This window comes from Pseudoalteromonas amylolytica (genome assembly GCF_001854605.1).
Taxonomy (GTDB): Bacteria; Pseudomonadota; Gammaproteobacteria; order Enterobacterales; family Alteromonadaceae; genus Pseudoalteromonas; species Pseudoalteromonas amylolytica.
This window is the reverse complement of record NZ_MKJU01000022.1, coordinates 80,726-97,220: the sequence shown is the minus strand read 5'-3', so window position 1 is coordinate 97,220 and position 16,495 is coordinate 80,726. Positions and strand designations below refer to the sequence as shown.

Genomic DNA, 16,495 nt, shown 5'->3' with positions numbered 1-16,495 from the left:
AATGAAATTAATTTTTGCTATCTTACTAATTTTTTTGGCCGGTTGTGCCAGTTCACCAAAAACGGTGATACTCAATCCAAGCTATTCATCTGGGGCACTTGTAAATATTCAAGCACCCGTGCAGTTGTCTGTTTCTGACAATCGGATCGGTAACTTTACCATACGAGTGCTCAATCAAGAGCCGGCACTTTACCTACCCGACGCCAATGTGCCAACCGTCGTGGGCAACGCGTTTAAGCAAGCGCTACAAGTTAATGGTGCAACGGTGTCGACACTTGCAAACAACCAGTTAGTGCTACACATTAACGAATTTTCAAGCTTGATTACTGAATCGCTGAGCAAGCACCACAGCATCGCCAAAGCTCAATTTAAGGTGACAGTAACAAAAGGAAATAGAAGCTTTGAGAAAAGCTACTCAGCAAAATCTGAGCTAAATGGTCCGCTGCGCCACGATCAGGCAAAAATTGAATCTCAACTCAATGACTTGACTGAAATGCTCATCACTCGCATTGTATCAGACCAAGAACTCATACACTTCTTACAGGGATCATAATGAAAAATATCATCATTTTTTTATCGTGCTTATTATTTTCATTTACAAGCGTAGCGATGAACAAAGAAGGCCGCTTTGTTCAAAAAGACAATTTGTTTCCAAGGGTCAAAATAGCAACTAGCCTTGGCGACATTGTGATTGAGCTGGATCGCTCGCGCGCCCCTATAACGGTCAATAACTTTTTAACTTACGTCATTAATGGCGATTACAAAGGCTCTGTTTTTCATCGTGTAGAGCGCGATGAAGTAAATGAAACCGATTTTGTGATCCAAGGTGGCGGATACGACAAAGAGTACGATGGTATGTTTGAGCGCGCACCGATTTTTAACGAAAGCGGCAATGGCTTAAAAAATGATATGTATACCGTAGCAATGGCCTATCAGGATAACAAGCCGCATTCAGGCACCCGTCAATTCTTCTTCAATATGAACGATAATGATCACCTAAACCCTGGTCGAGACTGGGGTTTTGCTGTCTTTGGTAGTGTTGTAGAAGGCTATGAAACACTTGATAAAATTATGCAAGTAGAGACCGGCTATAACAGTAAACTCGGCTACACCTTCATTCCTAAAACTCCTGTCATTATCTTTGATGTCAGTGTATTAGAAGCACAGCCTCTTTAATAAACAAGGAAGTATATGATCCTCAAAGCCAGTTTGCGCGAGTACCTAAGCTACTATAAAGACAAACGCTTAGTGACCATTTTCATGTTGGGGATCAGCAGTGGCTTCCCATGGGTATTAATTGGCTCGGTGATGTCTGCTTGGCTAAAAGACGAGGGCCTCAGTCGCAGTATGATAGGTTTGTTTGGCCTTGTCTTTGCAGCCTACACGGTTAATTTCTTATGGTCGCCGCTTATAGATCGGGTCAAACTGCCTATCTTAGAACGCTTACTTGGGCAGCGACGTAGCTGGATTTTACTGTGCCAGTGTATCATCGCAGCCGCCACCCTAGCGATGTCTACTGTGGCGCTAAAAGAGCAGCTATTTGTAGCCGCACTACTTTGCTTCGTCATCGCCTTATCATCTGCAACCCATGATATCGCCATTGATGCTTTTCGTATTGACTCACTTCCCGAGGAAGAAAGCGAAAAAGCAACTGCGGCGGCCGCTATGGCTACATCGGGATGGTGGACAGGATATGCTTTACTTGGCGCTATGCCATTTTTTCTAGCCGATCTTCCTAACTTAAATTGGCCACACATTTACGTATTTCTCGCCGCAATTATGTTAATGCTGGTCGTGGTTACCTTATTAGCAAAGGAGCCCGAATCTAATCGTGACGTTGTACAAGCGCAACTGGAACAAGCCTACCAAGCTAAGTTAATTGAGTTAGCCCCTGGAAAGCTTAGTCAGCTCACAGCATGGCTTGCGGTTACACTGATAGAACCGTTCAAGAGCTTTTTTCGCAAAAACGGCGTAAAAACAGCAATAGCCCTGTTGGCATTTGTCTTTTTGTTCAAAATCGGTGAGTCATTTCTGGCGCGTATGTCGATCGTCTTCTACAAAGAAATTGGCTTTACAAACAGTCAGATAGGACAATACTCTAAACTCGGATCGGGTGTTATCACTATCATATTTGCTTTCTTGGGCAGTATATTTAATCACCGTTATGGAATCGTCAAAGGATTGTTTGTCAGTGGTGTTGCCATGGCCGCATCAAACTTGATGTTCTCGTGGATTGCTATCGCGGGCCCAAAGGAGCACCTATACGCTATGGCTATTGTGATTGATGGTTTTACTCAAGCTTGGTCTTTGGTTGCCATGGTCGCCTTCATTTCTATGCTCTGTGACAGAGCATTTAGTGCGACACATTATGCACTGTTAGCATCACTCAGTAGTTTAGGTAGAACCGTGCTTTCGAGCTACAGTGGCGTAGTTATTGATGATTGGCTAGCTGGTAACTGGGCGGTATTTTTTGCACTAACAGCACTGATGGTCACGCCATCATTGGCATTTTTATACTTTATAAGGCACAAATTATACGCCATCGAGGCATCATATCATTCTAGAGTAAACTTTAAGGAAAAGGTTTAGCACTGGATTAAAAAGGTGAGAGAATAATTGAGGTGCAAATCCCTGCACCTATCAAAATGAACTGTTACTGCTCATCTTTCAATAAATGAAGACCTTCATACGGGTCTACTTCTAATGCTTCGCAATAACGTAAAAATTCAATGACATCTAAGCGACGCTCTTGATTTTCAATTTTACCGATGAACGAATGCGGCGTTCCTAACACTTGAGCAAGGCTACGCATTGTATGGCCTTTTTCATGGCGCTTTGACTTAAGCCATTTAGTTAGCTTACCGTTCTCTTCAGAAGAAACAGTTTTTCCCATCATATTAAACATCTCCTACTAGATGATATTAATAAATTTCTCAAACGAAATATGCCCGTCTCGATTGAGCTGTTGTATTGTATACCATAAAGAACGCCAAGTATTCACTCTTTGTTCCCATGTACCAAATTAGGTATAGACTATAATTCTTTTAACACCTAATTAAAACTTCTGTTATGAAAAACTTTTTGTTTAAGTGTTTAGACACCTTAACTTTAACAAAAATTTTATAAAATGTACCACTTTTAATAATAAAATATTTTTCTTTAAAAAATATATAGTTAGGTCTAATATTAACATATTAACTATAATGTAGGCTGAATATAAATGATCAGATTGCTGTTTTTGTTACCAATTTTACTTTGCATAGCGTGGTATTGCTTTTTACGCACTAATGGAGTGCCAATTAAGAAAGGAAAACGCGGATTTGTGTATATTTTGGCATTTAGTACCTTTGTATTAGGCTTCTTTGTATTAATGATTCAAGTCACACAAAATACATAAAAAAGCCACTGCTATGAGTGGCTTCTAAATCAAATAAAAATTAAACGCTGAAGCTTGCACCGCAGCCGCAGGTTGTTGTGGCATTCGGGTTGTTCACAAAAAAGCGAGCCCCCTCTAAGCCTTCAGTGTAGTCAACAACACCATCGATTAGGTATTGAATACTCATAGGGTCAACCACCATGGTCACACCATTTTTTTCAATTTCCAGATCGCCTGGGTTGGCTTTTTCGTCAAATGTAAAACCATACTGAAAACCAGAGCAGCCACCACCTGTTACATAAACTCGTAACTTAAGGTTTGAGTTTTCCTCTTCCTCAATCAACTCTTTTACTCTTTTCGCTGCTGCGTCACTAAATTGAATAGGTAACTGTTCAGACATATTCGCTCGACCTTTATACACTCTATAAGGCAATTATCTAATACCCGAGTATTTTAATCAAGTATAGTTATTTCTCTAAAAATCCGTGTTTGTGCACTAAACCTTGAAACTTTATATGCAATGAACAAGGACGATATGACATTTTTTTGGTAGACTTAAGTCCTTATTATGACTTGGAATTTAAACATGTCGCTGGATACTCTCAGGCGTCGCCTTGCTAAACCTAAAACTTCAGTGCAGTTATGCTTGCTTGGTGTTGCTGCTGGGTTACTAGCAGCTATTCTGATCATCCTATTTCGTTTGACAATTGCCAGTGTACAAGGGTTGTTTTTAGAAACTTCTGAGGATTTTTCAACACTTGCTGAGCATCAGCGCGTTATTCTCCCAGTTATCGCTGCGTTGTTGATTGCAGTATTTGCAGACTTAACGGGTTTCAAACACTACCGCCTAGGTATTCCTTTTGTTATCCACCGAATAAAGCATCACTATGGTCAAATGCCCATTTGGAATACCGCAAACCAGTTTTTTGGTGGTGCCGTTGCACTGATCTGCGGCTTTTCTGTTGGTCGTGAGGGTCCATCCGTACATATGGGGGCCACAGGCGCAAGTATTTTAGCAGAGCGTCTTCACTTACCGCTTAACTCAGCCAGAACGCTTGCAGGCTGTGGTGTAGCAGCAGGGATTGCAGCTTCCTTTAATACCCCCCTTGCGGCGGTTATCTTTGTTATGGAAGTCGTGTTGCGTGAATACAAGGTGCATATTTTTGTGCCAATTATGTTGGCTGCGGTCACAGGGGCGTTAGCCACACAATTCGTTTTCGGCAATGACAGCGAGTTGGCATTGATTAGTATCAGCACCTTGAGCTTTTGGCATTATCCGTACCTTATCCTGTGTGGCGTAATTCTCGGTGCTATTGCATTTAGCTTTAATCAAAATCTGATGCTCATTATCAGGGCTTTTAACCCAGTCAGCATGTTTCCACGACTGATGCTGGCGGGCCTTATTGCTGGTTTTATAGGCTATTTAGTGCCGGAAGCGATGGGCTCAGGTATGAGTGCCATACGCTTGGCCGTTGAGTCCCCCGATAATATCCAACTTCTGACTACCGTGTTAATTGCAAAGCTACTCGCCACTTTATTTGCTATTGGACTGGGGATCCCCGGGGGCCTGATAGGTCCAGTCATCGGCTTAGGAGTTGTGATGGGTACATTGATGTCTTTTTTTGCACAATATATTTCACCTGGTGTCGATGTGAGTGGTACATATGGCGTACTAGGTATGGCTGGGTTGTTGGCAGCAACTTTACATGCGCCACTGGCTGCTCTGACCGCTGTAATGGAGTTAACTTCAAACCCGAAAATTATCGTACCCGCGATGTTAGTGATCTCAGCTGCATACATTACCGCATTGCAAGTGTTTGGTAATCGCTCCATCTTTTTACAACAGCTCGACTTTCAAGGCTTGCCCTATCAAGTGTCACCAGCCAGTGAAGCACTTCAAAAAGTGGGGATCATGGAAGAAATGGATGAAAACTTTAAATTACTTTATTCCGACGACAAAGAGCAAATTAAAGATACCTTAGCAGCCGTCAACAGCCAAACACCACTCATCGTATATGATGAGCAAAATGGTTATCGTCTAGCAGAATATGATCTCAGCTTGATGAGTGATCAAAGCATGAGTATTTCATATATTCCACTGCAAGGGCTAAGTAGCCAAGCGACGTTGTCTGATGCATTTGATATTTTAAAAGATAAACGCAGTGGTGCTGTCTATGTCTACAACCAAAAAGATAAAAAGCAAATAATGGGGCTACTGCGTTGGGACCAGATTCGCCATATTCTAACCATTCGAAACAGCTTACTTTAACGAGGACGTTATGAGCGCATTACTTATTTATAAAGCACTACATATATTTTTTATGGTAGCTTGGTTTGCAGGTATTTTTTATGTCCCCCGCCTGTTTGTATACCATGCGATGACCGAAGAGAAGTCCTGTAGTGCCATGCTGAAAATAATGGAACGTCGTTTACTTTATTTTGTCACGCCTTTTGCTGTGTTTACCTTATTGTTTGGTGTACTTACCATCATTGAATATGGCCGTGATTGGTTTCGTCACAGCATGTGGTTGCACTACAAACTGGTATTCGTAATCCTGCTTTATATCTATCACGGTTACTGCTTTAAGCTACTTAGCAACTTCAAACATGATAGAAACCAACGAAGCGATCGCTTTTATCGTTACTTCAATGAGTTTCCAGTGTTACTTTTATTAGCAATAGTTCTGCTCGCAGTACTCAAACCTAATCTATAACTATGCTATGATAGCGCGCCAAATAACCGCGATGTTATGTGCGCGTTATCACGGCTGGGTTGTCTGTAACATACAACCCGTTGTTTATGTGTGATTAGGAACCGCCCCCATGTTAAGTTTCCAAGGTGAAAATATACTTTCTGTCAATCAGTTAGACAGAGAAGCGATAGAGCATATCTTTACTGTTGCCAAAAAGATGGAACCTTACGCGAAAAAGCACAAGCGAACTCGCGTACTCGAAGGTGCTATTTTGGCTAATTTGTTCTTTGAGCCAAGCACGCGCACGCGAGTAAGCTTTGGTACAGCATTTAACTTATTAGGTGGATTGGTACGCGAAACCACTGGAATGCAGAGTTCGGCCTTAGCAAAAGGTGAATCACTATACGATACTGCACGAGTCATTTCAGCATATGCGGATGCGGTAGCCATGCGCCACCCTGATGCAGGATCAGTGAGCGAATTTGCTACAGGTTCAGATGTGCCCGTTATCAATGGTGGCGACGGTCCCAACGAACACCCAACACAAGCATTGTTAGATTTACTCACCATTGAGCGAGAACTCGGTCGTTTTAACAGTGCTATTGATGGAATGCACATCGCTTTGGTGGGCGATCTTAAATATGGCCGTACTGTTCACTCACTTTCCAAGTTGCTTTGTCATTACAAAGATATTCGCTTCACGATGGTCGCGCCTGATGGTTTGCAAATGCCTGATTACATTTTGGATAGCGTCACTAACGCGGGCCACAAAATTGAACTGGCCTCACAAATGGAAGGCAATCTAGCCGCTGACATCGTATATCAAACACGCATCCAAGAAGAACGCTTCCCTTCCCAAGAAGAAGCCAACAAGTATCGCGGTGGTTTTAGAATTAGTCAGGCTATTTACAACGCACACTGTAAGCCCAGTTCAGTTTTAATGCATCCTTTGCCACGTGATAGTCGCTTAGATGCAAATGAGCTGGATAACGACTTAAATAGCAATGATAATCTGGCCATTTTCCGCCAAGTACAAAACGGCGTACTGATTCGTATGGCTCTGTTTGCATTGACCCTTGGGGTCGAAAATCAGGTTGAAAAGTATGAAGCAGATGTACCTTGGTTTAGCCGCAAACGAAACAGTTAATTAATAGGAATAACCATGACGATTAGCCAAGATCTATTCACTCGTGCCCAAGCATCTATCCCAGGTGGCGTAAACTCACCAGTTCGCGCATTTAATGGCGTAGGCGGCACACCACTATTCATTACCAAAGCAGAAGGTTCGCACACCTATGATGCTGACAATAACAAATACATAGATTATGTTGGTTCTTGGGGGCCAATGATTTTGGGTCATAATCACCCACAAATCAAACAGGCTGTACTTGAAGCTGTTGAAAATGGCCTAAGCTACGGCGCACCAACTGAAACCGAAATTTTAATGGCAGAAAAAGTTAAACAGCTGGTTCCGTCAATTGAAAAAGTGCGCATGGTCAGTTCAGGTACAGAGGCAACTATGAGCGCCATCCGCCTTGCTCGCGGCTACACAGGGCGCGATAAAATATTGAAGTTTGAAGGGTGTTACCACGGCCATGCTGACTCACTACTGGTCAAGGCTGGCTCAGGTGCGCTAACTATGGGCGTACCAAACTCTCCTGGGATCCCTGCGGACTTTGCAAAGCATACTCTCACTGTATCGTTCAACAACTTAGATGAAGTAAAAGCAATCTTTGCTCAATACAAAGATGAGATAGCTTGTATCATCGTGGAACCCGTCGCGGGCAACATGAACTGCATTCCACCAACCCCTGGCTTTTTAGAGGGGTTACGCTCAGTGTGTGACGAACATGGTGCAGTGCTGATTTTTGACGAAGTGATGACCGGTTTCCGCGTCGCTTTAGGTGGCGCACAGCAGTACTATAACATCACTCCAGATCTTACCTGTCTAGGAAAAGTCATCGGTGGCGGTATGCCGGTTGGCGCATTCGGTGGTAAACAAGAGATTATGGACTTTATTGCCCCTGTTGGTCCTGTTTATCAAGCTGGTACGCTTTCGGGTAACCCAATTGCGATGGCGGCAGGACTCAAAGCGTTAGAACTACTTTGTGAGCCAGGCTTGCACGAGCAACTTGAAGCTAAGAGTAAAGCGCTTTGTGAAGGCTTCCAGCAAGCCGCTGATGACGCTGGTATTGCACTAACAACTAACTACGCAGGTGGTATGTTCGGCTTTTTCTTCACAACTGCTCATAGCGTAAGTAGCTATCAACAAGCGACCGAGTGCGATCTAGAGCGTTTTAAGCGATTCTTCCACTTGATGCTTGAGGAAGGGGTGTACCTTGCTCCTTCTGCATTTGAAGCGGGTTTTGTCAGTACCATGCATACACAACAAGATATTGAAAATACCATTGCCGCTGCCAAGCGTGCTTTTGCAAAGCTGTAACTAGCGCCTCATTTCGGCCAGCGTACAAATCGCTGGCCGAAGCAAAACATTTCTCCTTCCCTTGCACAAACTCAACTAAATTGAACTAACATTAGCATTTGGCAGGTCTTTATCACTGTAACTGCAACCTAAAGAGAACTCCATGCAAGGCATAAGATCATTCTGCGCTCCGGCAATTCGGCTCATGGCGAGCCTCAAGTACAAAACAAAAATCGGATTGGTGTTTGGTATTTTATTGGTACCTCTGAGCCTTAGTTTATTTTTCTTAACAACTATCTTGTCTCAGTCAATCAACATCAGCATTGGTCAACAGGCTGGGTTAAACCTCTACCCAGCCTTGCTCGACAATACCATGAACATGCAAGAAGCAGCGAACGCTTCGCTTGCCAAACGCGCGGGTTATAATGTTGATGGCAAAAACTCTGTCATTGAGCAAGTGTCTATTCAATCTTTGTTGGCAATTGATGATGATTTAGCCCGCTCTTACATCAACCGCGCCTTGGTTGAATCAACACCAAAATTGCTTGAGCATGTAAATAAACTCTCAGAGCAAGCAAATGTTGTGATAAGTGATGGGCAATTTAATCCCGATAGCTTTATTTCACTATCCAATCTCAATAAAGCCCTGCCCGCTCTATTCACACAGCTAAGCAGTAAACTCAATGTTGCAATGGCTGCAAATAATGACATTAGACCACAGTTACAGCCTCATCTTGAGCGCTTACAAGCCAGCTTAAACAATTACCAAAGCAATATTAAAAAGAACCTCTTAGACCCAGATGAGCTACAACTATCTGGTGCACAATTCCAAAAAATTCACGACAATGTCATAAAAGATGTAAGTCGCTTCATTGGCACCGCAACTCCATTACTCAAGCAGTTATTAGCCCAAAAAGTAACGCGACAAAGTTGGATAAGAAACAGTGTCGACACTGCGGCTATGATCAGTCTGTTGTTGGCTATATACCTGATGTTTGGTTTCTACTTTGCAGTAGTCGATAGTATTTCAGCCTTTTCCACATCAGCAGGGCGTGCAGCTCAAGGTGATTTAAGCGCTAAGGCTACCGCGTTCGGCAACGATGAAATGTCTATCATCGTTGAACAGTACAATAAAGTGATTAGCGCATTTGTAGCGCTGCTTAAGGAAGTCAATAGCACCAGTGTAAACCTTGATACTGCAACAAAAAAGCTTAGCCAGATCAGCCAAGATACACGTAATGATGTTGATCAACAGCAAGAGAAAATCAGTACGATTCATGGCGCGCTAAGCGAAATGGCACAAGCAGCAGACTCCGTGGAACACTCGGCGCAACATGCCACAGAGCTTGCCAGTACAGCGGCAGAACAAGTGAAACAAGGGTCGCATAACACCACCCAACTGGCTGAACATATGGCCGTGCTTCAGCAGGAATTCGAAGAAAGCCGAGTTGCCTTGGATAAATTGGCGCAAGATAGTCAAAACATTAGTAAAGTGAGTGCTGCTATCAGTGAAATTGCCGAACAAACCAACCTATTAGCACTGAATGCCGCAATCGAAGCCGCCCGTGCGGGAGAACAAGGTCGTGGCTTTGCCGTTGTTGCTGATGAAGTGCGCACACTGGCAAAGCGTACTCAACAGCAAACAGAAGAAATTCATAGCATTATTAATTCGTTGCAAAACGCCTCAAATGATACACAAACAAAGATGCGCAGCAGTGTAGAAAAAATGGAGCAAGGTGTGAGCGCTGCAGAGCAAACAAATCAAGTTTTACTGCTTGCCCAACAAAGCATGGTGAATATTGATGAACAAGGTGATCATATTGCCCAGCTTGTTCGTCAGCAAAGTCACGCCACGCAACAAGCACTCAGTGATGCTGGTGAGATCAACAACTTGGCAGAACACACACTCAGCTCAGCGGTGTCCACTGAAGGCGACGCTAGGAAACTGGCCAATATGGCACAACATCTACAATCTGCCATGAGTCAATTTAAGACCTAGCAACTGTTACTCACACAGTGGCCTAGGTTCAAACTCGCTGACGCGTATTGGCAGCTGAACCACTCGGCCACATCCCGGTGGAGCCTGCTTACCCGTTAGAGTATTTACAAACGCCCAGCGTATTCCCTTGGGGCGGTTATCAGCAATCGCTTGCGGGTTAAGTGGTTTTAAATAACGAATATATAACTCCAACGCACCATTACCACCGGTTAACCCAGTGGACTTATTGTCATCTCGGCCAATCCAAGTAACGGTGACCGTGTTGTGGTCAAAACCTGCAAACCAGCTATCTCGTAAGTCATTACTAGTACCCGTTTTACCCGCTAATTGAATCGAAGGGAAATGCTGATTAAGACGCTTTGCGGTGCCCTCTTTGGTGACCTTTTTAAGGCCAAACTTCGTCATATAGCTCGCCTCGGGTGTAAAGCGCTCGCGGCTAAATACATCATGCTCGTACAAAACCTTTCCGGTGGCGTTAGTCATGGCTGAAATGGTCGTTAACTGTCGGTACTGCCCGTTGGCAGCCAAGGTCGTATACATTTGCGCCACGTCATAGCTAGACAGCTCTAGCGCTCCAAGTAATAAAGAGGGGTATTGGTTAATCCGCTCTGCCACACCTAGTTTTTGCAACGTCGATGCGACATTATGTACGCCTAAATCAAGCCCTAAGTTAACTGCAGGGATATTAATGCTATTACTAAACGCTTGATACAGAGGTAATGTACCACGGTATTTTCGGTCAAAGTTTTCTGGACGCCACACATCTCCCGATTCATCGGTCACTTGCAAAGGCCCATCTTCCACTAAGGTCCCTAGGTTGTATGTCGGCTGTTCTAATGCCGTTAAGTACACCGCAGGTTTCACCAAAGAGCCAATGTTACGCTTTGTATCCAGCACACGGTTGAAACCGCTAAAGCGCATATTTCGCCCTGCAACCAGTGCCGACACCCCTCCCTTCTCAACGTTGACTGAAATCATTGCTGTTTCTAGCTTTGACGTATCAAATCGCCTTTCGAGATACGGTAGACCTTGCTCCACCGCGTTTTCCATAGCAGCTTGTTTTTGTAGATCAAAGTAAGTGAAGATACGCACGCCCGCATTGATTATTTCTTGATTGGTTAGCAAAGTTTGAAGCTCTCTGTCGACCAACTCTAGATAGCCTGGGTAGCTCTGTTGACGGCTTTTGTCCAAAGGCTGAATTTTTATCGGCCGCACCAAAGCCTGACGTAGTTCATTGGTTGAAATATAGCCTTGTTCTGCAAGTAGGCGTAGCACCAAATCACGGCGCTCGCGAACACGCTCAGGGTAGCGTCTGGGATTGTAATATGAAGGCCCTTTAACGATGGCCACCAGCATAGCAATCTGATCAAACTCCAATTCATCCACTGGCTTGGCAAAATAAAACTCAGCCGCCAGCCCCATGCCATGAACCCCTTGATTATAAGCCTGCCCCATAAACACTTCGTTGAGGTAAGCTTCTAAAATTTCGTCTTTGCTATATCGATAGTCCAATATTAAAGCAATAAATGCTTCGTTCACTTTTCGTACTAGAGAACGTTCACGACTTAAATAGAAATTTTTTGCCAATTGCTGGGTCAACGTACTTCCGCCTTGTACCGTACGCCCAGCTTTTAGATTGGTATACAACGCTCGTAGAATAGACCATGCAGAAACACCATGGTGGTCGTAAAACTCACGGTCTTCCACCACTAACAACGCCTGTTTAAGAATATTTGGGAATTTTTCGAGCGGTAGAAACTCTCTATCCTGTTTTGATTCATTACCAATACGCGCTATTTGAACTGGCTCTAAACGTGCCTGCTCAATACGTCGCCCACCTTTATCAACAATACTGGCAAGGCGTTTTCCTGCAAAATTAAGGGTAAAGATCTGACCTTCTTCAACACCATTGTAAAATTCAAATGCACGGCGGTAGATTTTTATCGTCCGCCCTTGAATTATGTACTGACCTGTACGGCTAAGATGGTTAACTTGCGAATAATTTAGGCGCTTTAGCTCCCAGATCACCTCCTGTTCAGACAAAAATTGTTCAGGATAGAAGTTCATAGCGCGAGCATATACTTGAACAGGCAGTTGCCATTTGCTGCCTTCAAACTGTCGGGTAATTTTTGAATCTAGATAAATAATATAAAAGCTGACTAACACTACTATGGCCAGCGTACCTTTCCATAATAAGCGCCAACAGGTTGCCAACGTGCGTTGCCTAAAGCGACCCAATGTCGAGCTCGGCGGTGCTTTTTTCGCTTTGCCCTTAGTGTTTTTTGCGCGTGTGGATTTAGATGTGGTACGTGTGGATTTAGTGTTTGTCTTCGTTGCGTTGTTATTCTTTTTATCTACCATACCACTTATATAAACTTCAAAATTAAATATGCCAGAGCATAGAGTACCCTAGATTAACCAAGCCTGAAAGAGCGAACGGACCACAATGGGTCCGTTCGACGTGATAACGTTCGACGTGATTTCGATGAATTAACTATTGCCACGCACAGAGACAAATTCTGGGTACGCATCAATGCCACAATCATGCTGATCCATACCGTTAATTTCTTCTTCCTCGCCAACACGGATCCCCATGGTATTTTTCAACAGAGCCCATACCAAGTAAGACACAATAAATACAAACCCGAGAATACATACCAAGCCGATAAACTGATTCACAAACGTTGCATCGCCGTTTGACAATGGCACCAACATCACACCTAACATGCCACATGTACCGTGAACAGAAATCGCACCTACTGGGTCATCAATTTTAGCTTTGTCTAAAAATACGATACTAAACACGACTAATGAGCCACCCAAGGCACCTAATAGACACGCTAATAAAGGTGTTGGAGATGCAGGTTCCGCAGTGATCACCACAAGACCTGCCAGTGCACCATTGAGTACCATAGTTAAATCAGCTTTACCCCACAACGCTTTACACACAAGTAGTGCAGCTATCGCCCCCGTTGCTGCAGCAGCATTAGTGTTAAGTAAAATTTGGCTCACAGCAACGGCATTTGCTTTATCTGCCAAGAACAATTGCGAGCCACCATTAAAGCCAAACCACCCCATCCATAGAATAAATGTACCTAATGTTGCCAACGGCATGTTAGAACCAGGAATAGGATAAATCTCCCCGTTCTTCCCATATTTACCTTTACGAGCACCCAGTAATAGTACACCGGCTAACGCTGCCGCTGCACCAGCACCGTGCACAATCGCAGAGCCTGCAAAATCTACAAAGCCCAGCTTAGATAAGAAGCCACCGCCCCACGTCCAAAACCCCTCAATAGGATAAATAAACCCAGTTAACACCACAGTAAATGCTAAAAATGCCCACAACTTCATACGCTCAGCTACGGCACCAGAAACTATCGACATTGCTGTAGCGACGAATACTACTTGGAAGAAAAAGTCAGATTCTAAGGCATGATCCGCATCCGCAGACGCTTCACCAATCAACGCACCAAAGCTTGGTACTATCCCACCTTCAGTATTGCCAACATACATGATGTTGTACCCTACGAGTAAAAACATGGTACAAGCGATGGCATAAAGCGTAATGTTTTTAGTGAGTATCTCTGTGGTATTTTTTGAGCGGACTAAACCCGCTTCTAGCATGGCAAAACCTGCTGCCATCCACATCACCAACACACCAGAAATTAAAAAGTAAAATGTATTCAAAGAGAATTTTAGTTCTATGATTGCGTTTTCCATCTTCGGCCCCTCAAATAGCGTCTTCGTCTAATTCGCCGGTACGGATCCGCACGATTTGGTCTAAGTCATATACAAATATTTTACCGTCACCAATTTTACCGGTGCTGGCAGCTTTGGTCAGTGTATCTACCACACGCTGTGTGTTTTCACTGCGAGTTGCTATTTCTAGCTTTATTTTTGGAATAAAATCGACTTGATATTCAGCGCCACGATACAGTTCTGTATGACCTCGTTGGCGGCCAAAACCTTTTACATCTACGACTGTCATACCCTCTACGCCCAAATCAGCTAGCGCTTCGCGAACTTCATCCAATTTAAATGGTTTTATTATTGCACTTATCATTTTCATTGTTGGTCCCCTTAGGACAGGTTTATCCTGATTACTTAGCTAATCCAACCTTCGTGCCACAAAGTTAAAATGAATAATTTCAAATAATTAGATGATTACCATCGGCGATTTCTGTATAATTTCGCACCAATTGGGTGCAATATTGCGCGTCATGCTCATTACTGGTGCAAATGTAAAAATGTAGCTGTTATGGGCTCGTCAGCGATTTGCTGACTATGCATAATGCACTTACAGTTTCACTCGGGGTTCACCAGTCGTCCCACCATTGGGGGCATTCGACTCATACCCTTTGAAAACTGGAACAAAAGCAATTTTAATGGGAATAAATTATCGTTCGGGGAAATGTATGAACTTAACCAAACTGTTGGTTGTGTGCACCATAGTAATAAGCTTTGGTAGCAACGCAGCTGAGCACCAACGTAAGATTGATATTGATAGTAAAGTTGTTACCAACCACAAAGCGACCATTAATGGTGAGCGTATAAACTACAGCGTCGCCTCTGGCACACAGCCTGTTTGGAATGAACAGGGTGAACCCACCGCTACCTTGTATTACAACTACTACAAAAAAGACAAAGTAGACGATTTAAGTAAACGCCCACTGCTTATTTCATTCAATGGTGGACCCGGTTCTGCGTCGGTTTGGATGCACATTGCCTATACAGGCCCACGCGTTTTAAAAATCGATGACGAAGGTTATCCTGTTCAGCCTTATGGCATGAAAGACAACCCTTACTCTGTACTTGATGTTGCAGATATTGTGTTTGTGAATCCAGTAAACACGGGGTACTCTCGCGTGCTGCCTGACAAAGATGGCAAAATGCCCAGCAAAGAAGAACAACAAAAACAATTCTTTGGCGTCAATGCTGATATTAAATATCTCGCCAGCTGGATCAACACCTTTGTCACCCGTAATGGCCGCTCACTATCACCTAAATTTTTAATTGGTGAAAGTTATGGCACCACCCGAGTATCAGGCCTTGCTAAAGAGTTACAATCAGCGCATTGGTGGTTCTTAAATGGTGTGGTGTTAGTTTCTCCAACGGATATTGGTATCAACCGAGATGGGCCTGTGAAAGCCGCCAACCGTTTACCTTATTTCGCAGCAACTGCGTGGCATCACAAAGTATTACCAGCACACTTACAACAAAAAGACTTACTTGAGTTATTGTCAGAAGTTGAAGCCTTCACTTTAAATCAGTACTTACCGGCCTTAGCAAAAGGCGCATTTATCTCAGAGCAAGATAAACAATCCATTGCCGAACGTGTGGCACTGTATAGCGGCCTGTCAAAGCAATTTGTATTACAAAACAATCTGGATGTTAGCGATGATGCGTTCTGGAAAGAACTGCTGCGAGATCAAGGCTACATCTTAGGTCGTTTAGACTCTCGTTATTTAGGTATCGACAAACGTGACGCTGGTGACTCGCCAGACTACTTCCCTGAGTTAAGCGCTTGGTTGCACGCCTTTACACCATCAATCAATCACTATATTCGTGAAGAGCTGAACTACAAAACCGATGTGCAATACAACATGCTGGCCAATGTTCATCCGTGGGATCGCACTAATAACCATACCGGCGAACAACTGCGTGCTGCTATGGCTGAAAACCCTTATTTGAACGTATTGGTTCAAGCGGGTTACTATGATGGTGCAACCAACTATTTTGACGCCAAGTACACCATGTGGCAGCTAGACCCAAGTGGAAAAATGCGTGACCGTTTAAGCTTCAAAGGCTACCGTTCTGGTCATATGATGTATCTTAGACATGAAGATCTAAAAGCTTCAAACGATGACCTGCGAGAATTTATTCTTGAATCATTAACGAGCCAAACGCGCTCAGCGAAGTACAAATAACATTTGGCGGGTAGCAAAAGCTACCCGCTTCTTTTTAACAAACTCGTCTAACCATTGTGACTTATTCACCAGCTT

14 protein-coding genes are annotated in these 16,495 nt (G+C 43.6%); 9 read left to right on the top strand and 5 right to left on the bottom strand.

All coding sequences use genetic code 11. The features are described from left to right. Position 1: 1 nt before the first annotated feature. From BET10_RS04835 to BET10_RS04825, 3 genes are read left to right on the top strand one after another with little or no spacing between them, the layout of a single operon-like run. The gene (locus BET10_RS04835; protein WP_070983813.1) at positions 2–553 is read left to right on the top strand and encodes a YajG family lipoprotein; all 552 of its coding nucleotides are present in this window, start codon (positions 2–4) and stop codon (positions 551–553) included. After that, entirely contained in the window at positions 553–1,176 is a 624-nt protein-coding gene (locus BET10_RS04830; protein ID WP_070983812.1) for a peptidylprolyl isomerase, read from the top strand. The genes BET10_RS04835 and BET10_RS04830 overlap by 1 nt, the downstream gene beginning before the upstream one ends. A 15-nt stretch (positions 1,177–1,191) precedes the next feature. Continuing rightward, positions 1,192–2,589: an AmpG family muropeptide MFS transporter gene (locus tag BET10_RS04825; RefSeq protein WP_070983811.1), complete on the top strand. Its 1,398-nt coding sequence runs from the start codon at positions 1,192–1,194 to the stop codon at positions 2,587–2,589. A gap of 64 nt (positions 2,590–2,653) precedes the next feature. Here BET10_RS04825 and BET10_RS04820 read toward each other — a convergent pair whose 3' ends face one another. Together BET10_RS04820 and erpA are read right to left on the bottom strand one after the other, a co-directional pair. Next, positions 2,654–2,896 (bottom strand): helix-turn-helix domain-containing protein, encoded by a 243-nt coding sequence (locus tag BET10_RS04820; protein ID WP_070983810.1) that lies wholly within the window; start codon positions 2,894–2,896, stop codon positions 2,654–2,656. A 541-nt stretch (positions 2,897–3,437) separates the two neighbouring features. Next, complete coding sequence (gene erpA / locus BET10_RS04815) at positions 3,438–3,776, bottom strand: iron-sulfur cluster insertion protein ErpA (protein WP_070983809.1); 339 nt, start codon at positions 3,774–3,776, stop codon at positions 3,438–3,440. Positions 3,777–3,962: 186 nt separating this feature from the next. Between erpA and BET10_RS04810 the strand changes: the two genes are divergently transcribed. The 5 genes from BET10_RS04810 (at position 3,963) to BET10_RS04790 (ending at position 10,490) form a co-directional block, all read left to right on the top strand. Further along, complete coding sequence (locus BET10_RS04810) at positions 3,963–5,645, top strand: chloride channel protein (RefSeq protein WP_070983808.1); 1,683 nt, start codon at positions 3,963–3,965, stop codon at positions 5,643–5,645. A 10-nt stretch (positions 5,646–5,655) separates the two neighbouring features. Continuing rightward, positions 5,656–6,090: a CopD family protein gene (locus BET10_RS04805; RefSeq protein ID WP_070983807.1), complete on the top strand. Its 435-nt coding sequence runs from the start codon at positions 5,656–5,658 to the stop codon at positions 6,088–6,090. Between the two features lie 109 nt (positions 6,091–6,199). Beyond that, complete coding sequence (locus BET10_RS04800) at positions 6,200–7,216, top strand: aspartate carbamoyltransferase (protein ID WP_070983806.1); 1,017 nt, start codon at positions 6,200–6,202, stop codon at positions 7,214–7,216. A gap of 15 nt (positions 7,217–7,231) precedes the next feature. Then, a complete protein-coding gene (hemL, locus tag BET10_RS04795; RefSeq protein ID WP_070983805.1) occupies positions 7,232–8,512 on the top strand; it encodes a glutamate-1-semialdehyde 2,1-aminomutase in 1,281 nt (426 codons plus the stop codon). A gap of 142 nt (positions 8,513–8,654) precedes the next feature. Further along, the gene (locus tag BET10_RS04790) at positions 8,655–10,490 is read left to right on the top strand and encodes a methyl-accepting chemotaxis protein (protein ID WP_070983804.1); all 1,836 of its coding nucleotides are present in this window, start codon (positions 8,655–8,657) and stop codon (positions 10,488–10,490) included. A 6-nt stretch (positions 10,491–10,496) separates the two neighbouring features. On the opposite strand, the gene mrcB is transcribed toward BET10_RS04790, so the two are convergent. From mrcB to BET10_RS04775, 3 genes are all read right to left on the bottom strand, one after another. Continuing rightward, a complete protein-coding gene (gene mrcB / locus BET10_RS04785; RefSeq protein ID WP_070983803.1) occupies positions 10,497–12,851 on the bottom strand; it encodes a penicillin-binding protein 1B in 2,355 nt (784 codons plus the stop codon). A 129-nt stretch (positions 12,852–12,980) separates the two neighbouring features. After that, on the bottom strand, positions 12,981–14,213 hold the full coding sequence (locus BET10_RS04780; protein ID WP_070983802.1) for an ammonium transporter: 1,233 nt from the start codon (positions 14,211–14,213) through the stop codon (positions 12,981–12,983). Positions 14,214–14,223: 10 nt separating this feature from the next. Continuing rightward, positions 14,224–14,562: a P-II family nitrogen regulator gene (locus BET10_RS04775; RefSeq protein WP_070983801.1), complete on the bottom strand. Its 339-nt coding sequence runs from the start codon at positions 14,560–14,562 to the stop codon at positions 14,224–14,226. Between the two features lie 346 nt (positions 14,563–14,908). Between BET10_RS04775 and BET10_RS04770 the strand changes: the two genes are divergently transcribed. After that, the gene (locus BET10_RS04770; RefSeq protein ID WP_070983800.1) at positions 14,909–16,420 is read left to right on the top strand and encodes a S10 family peptidase; all 1,512 of its coding nucleotides are present in this window, start codon (positions 14,909–14,911) and stop codon (positions 16,418–16,420) included. The last annotated feature ends 75 nt before the right edge of the window (positions 16,421–16,495 follow it).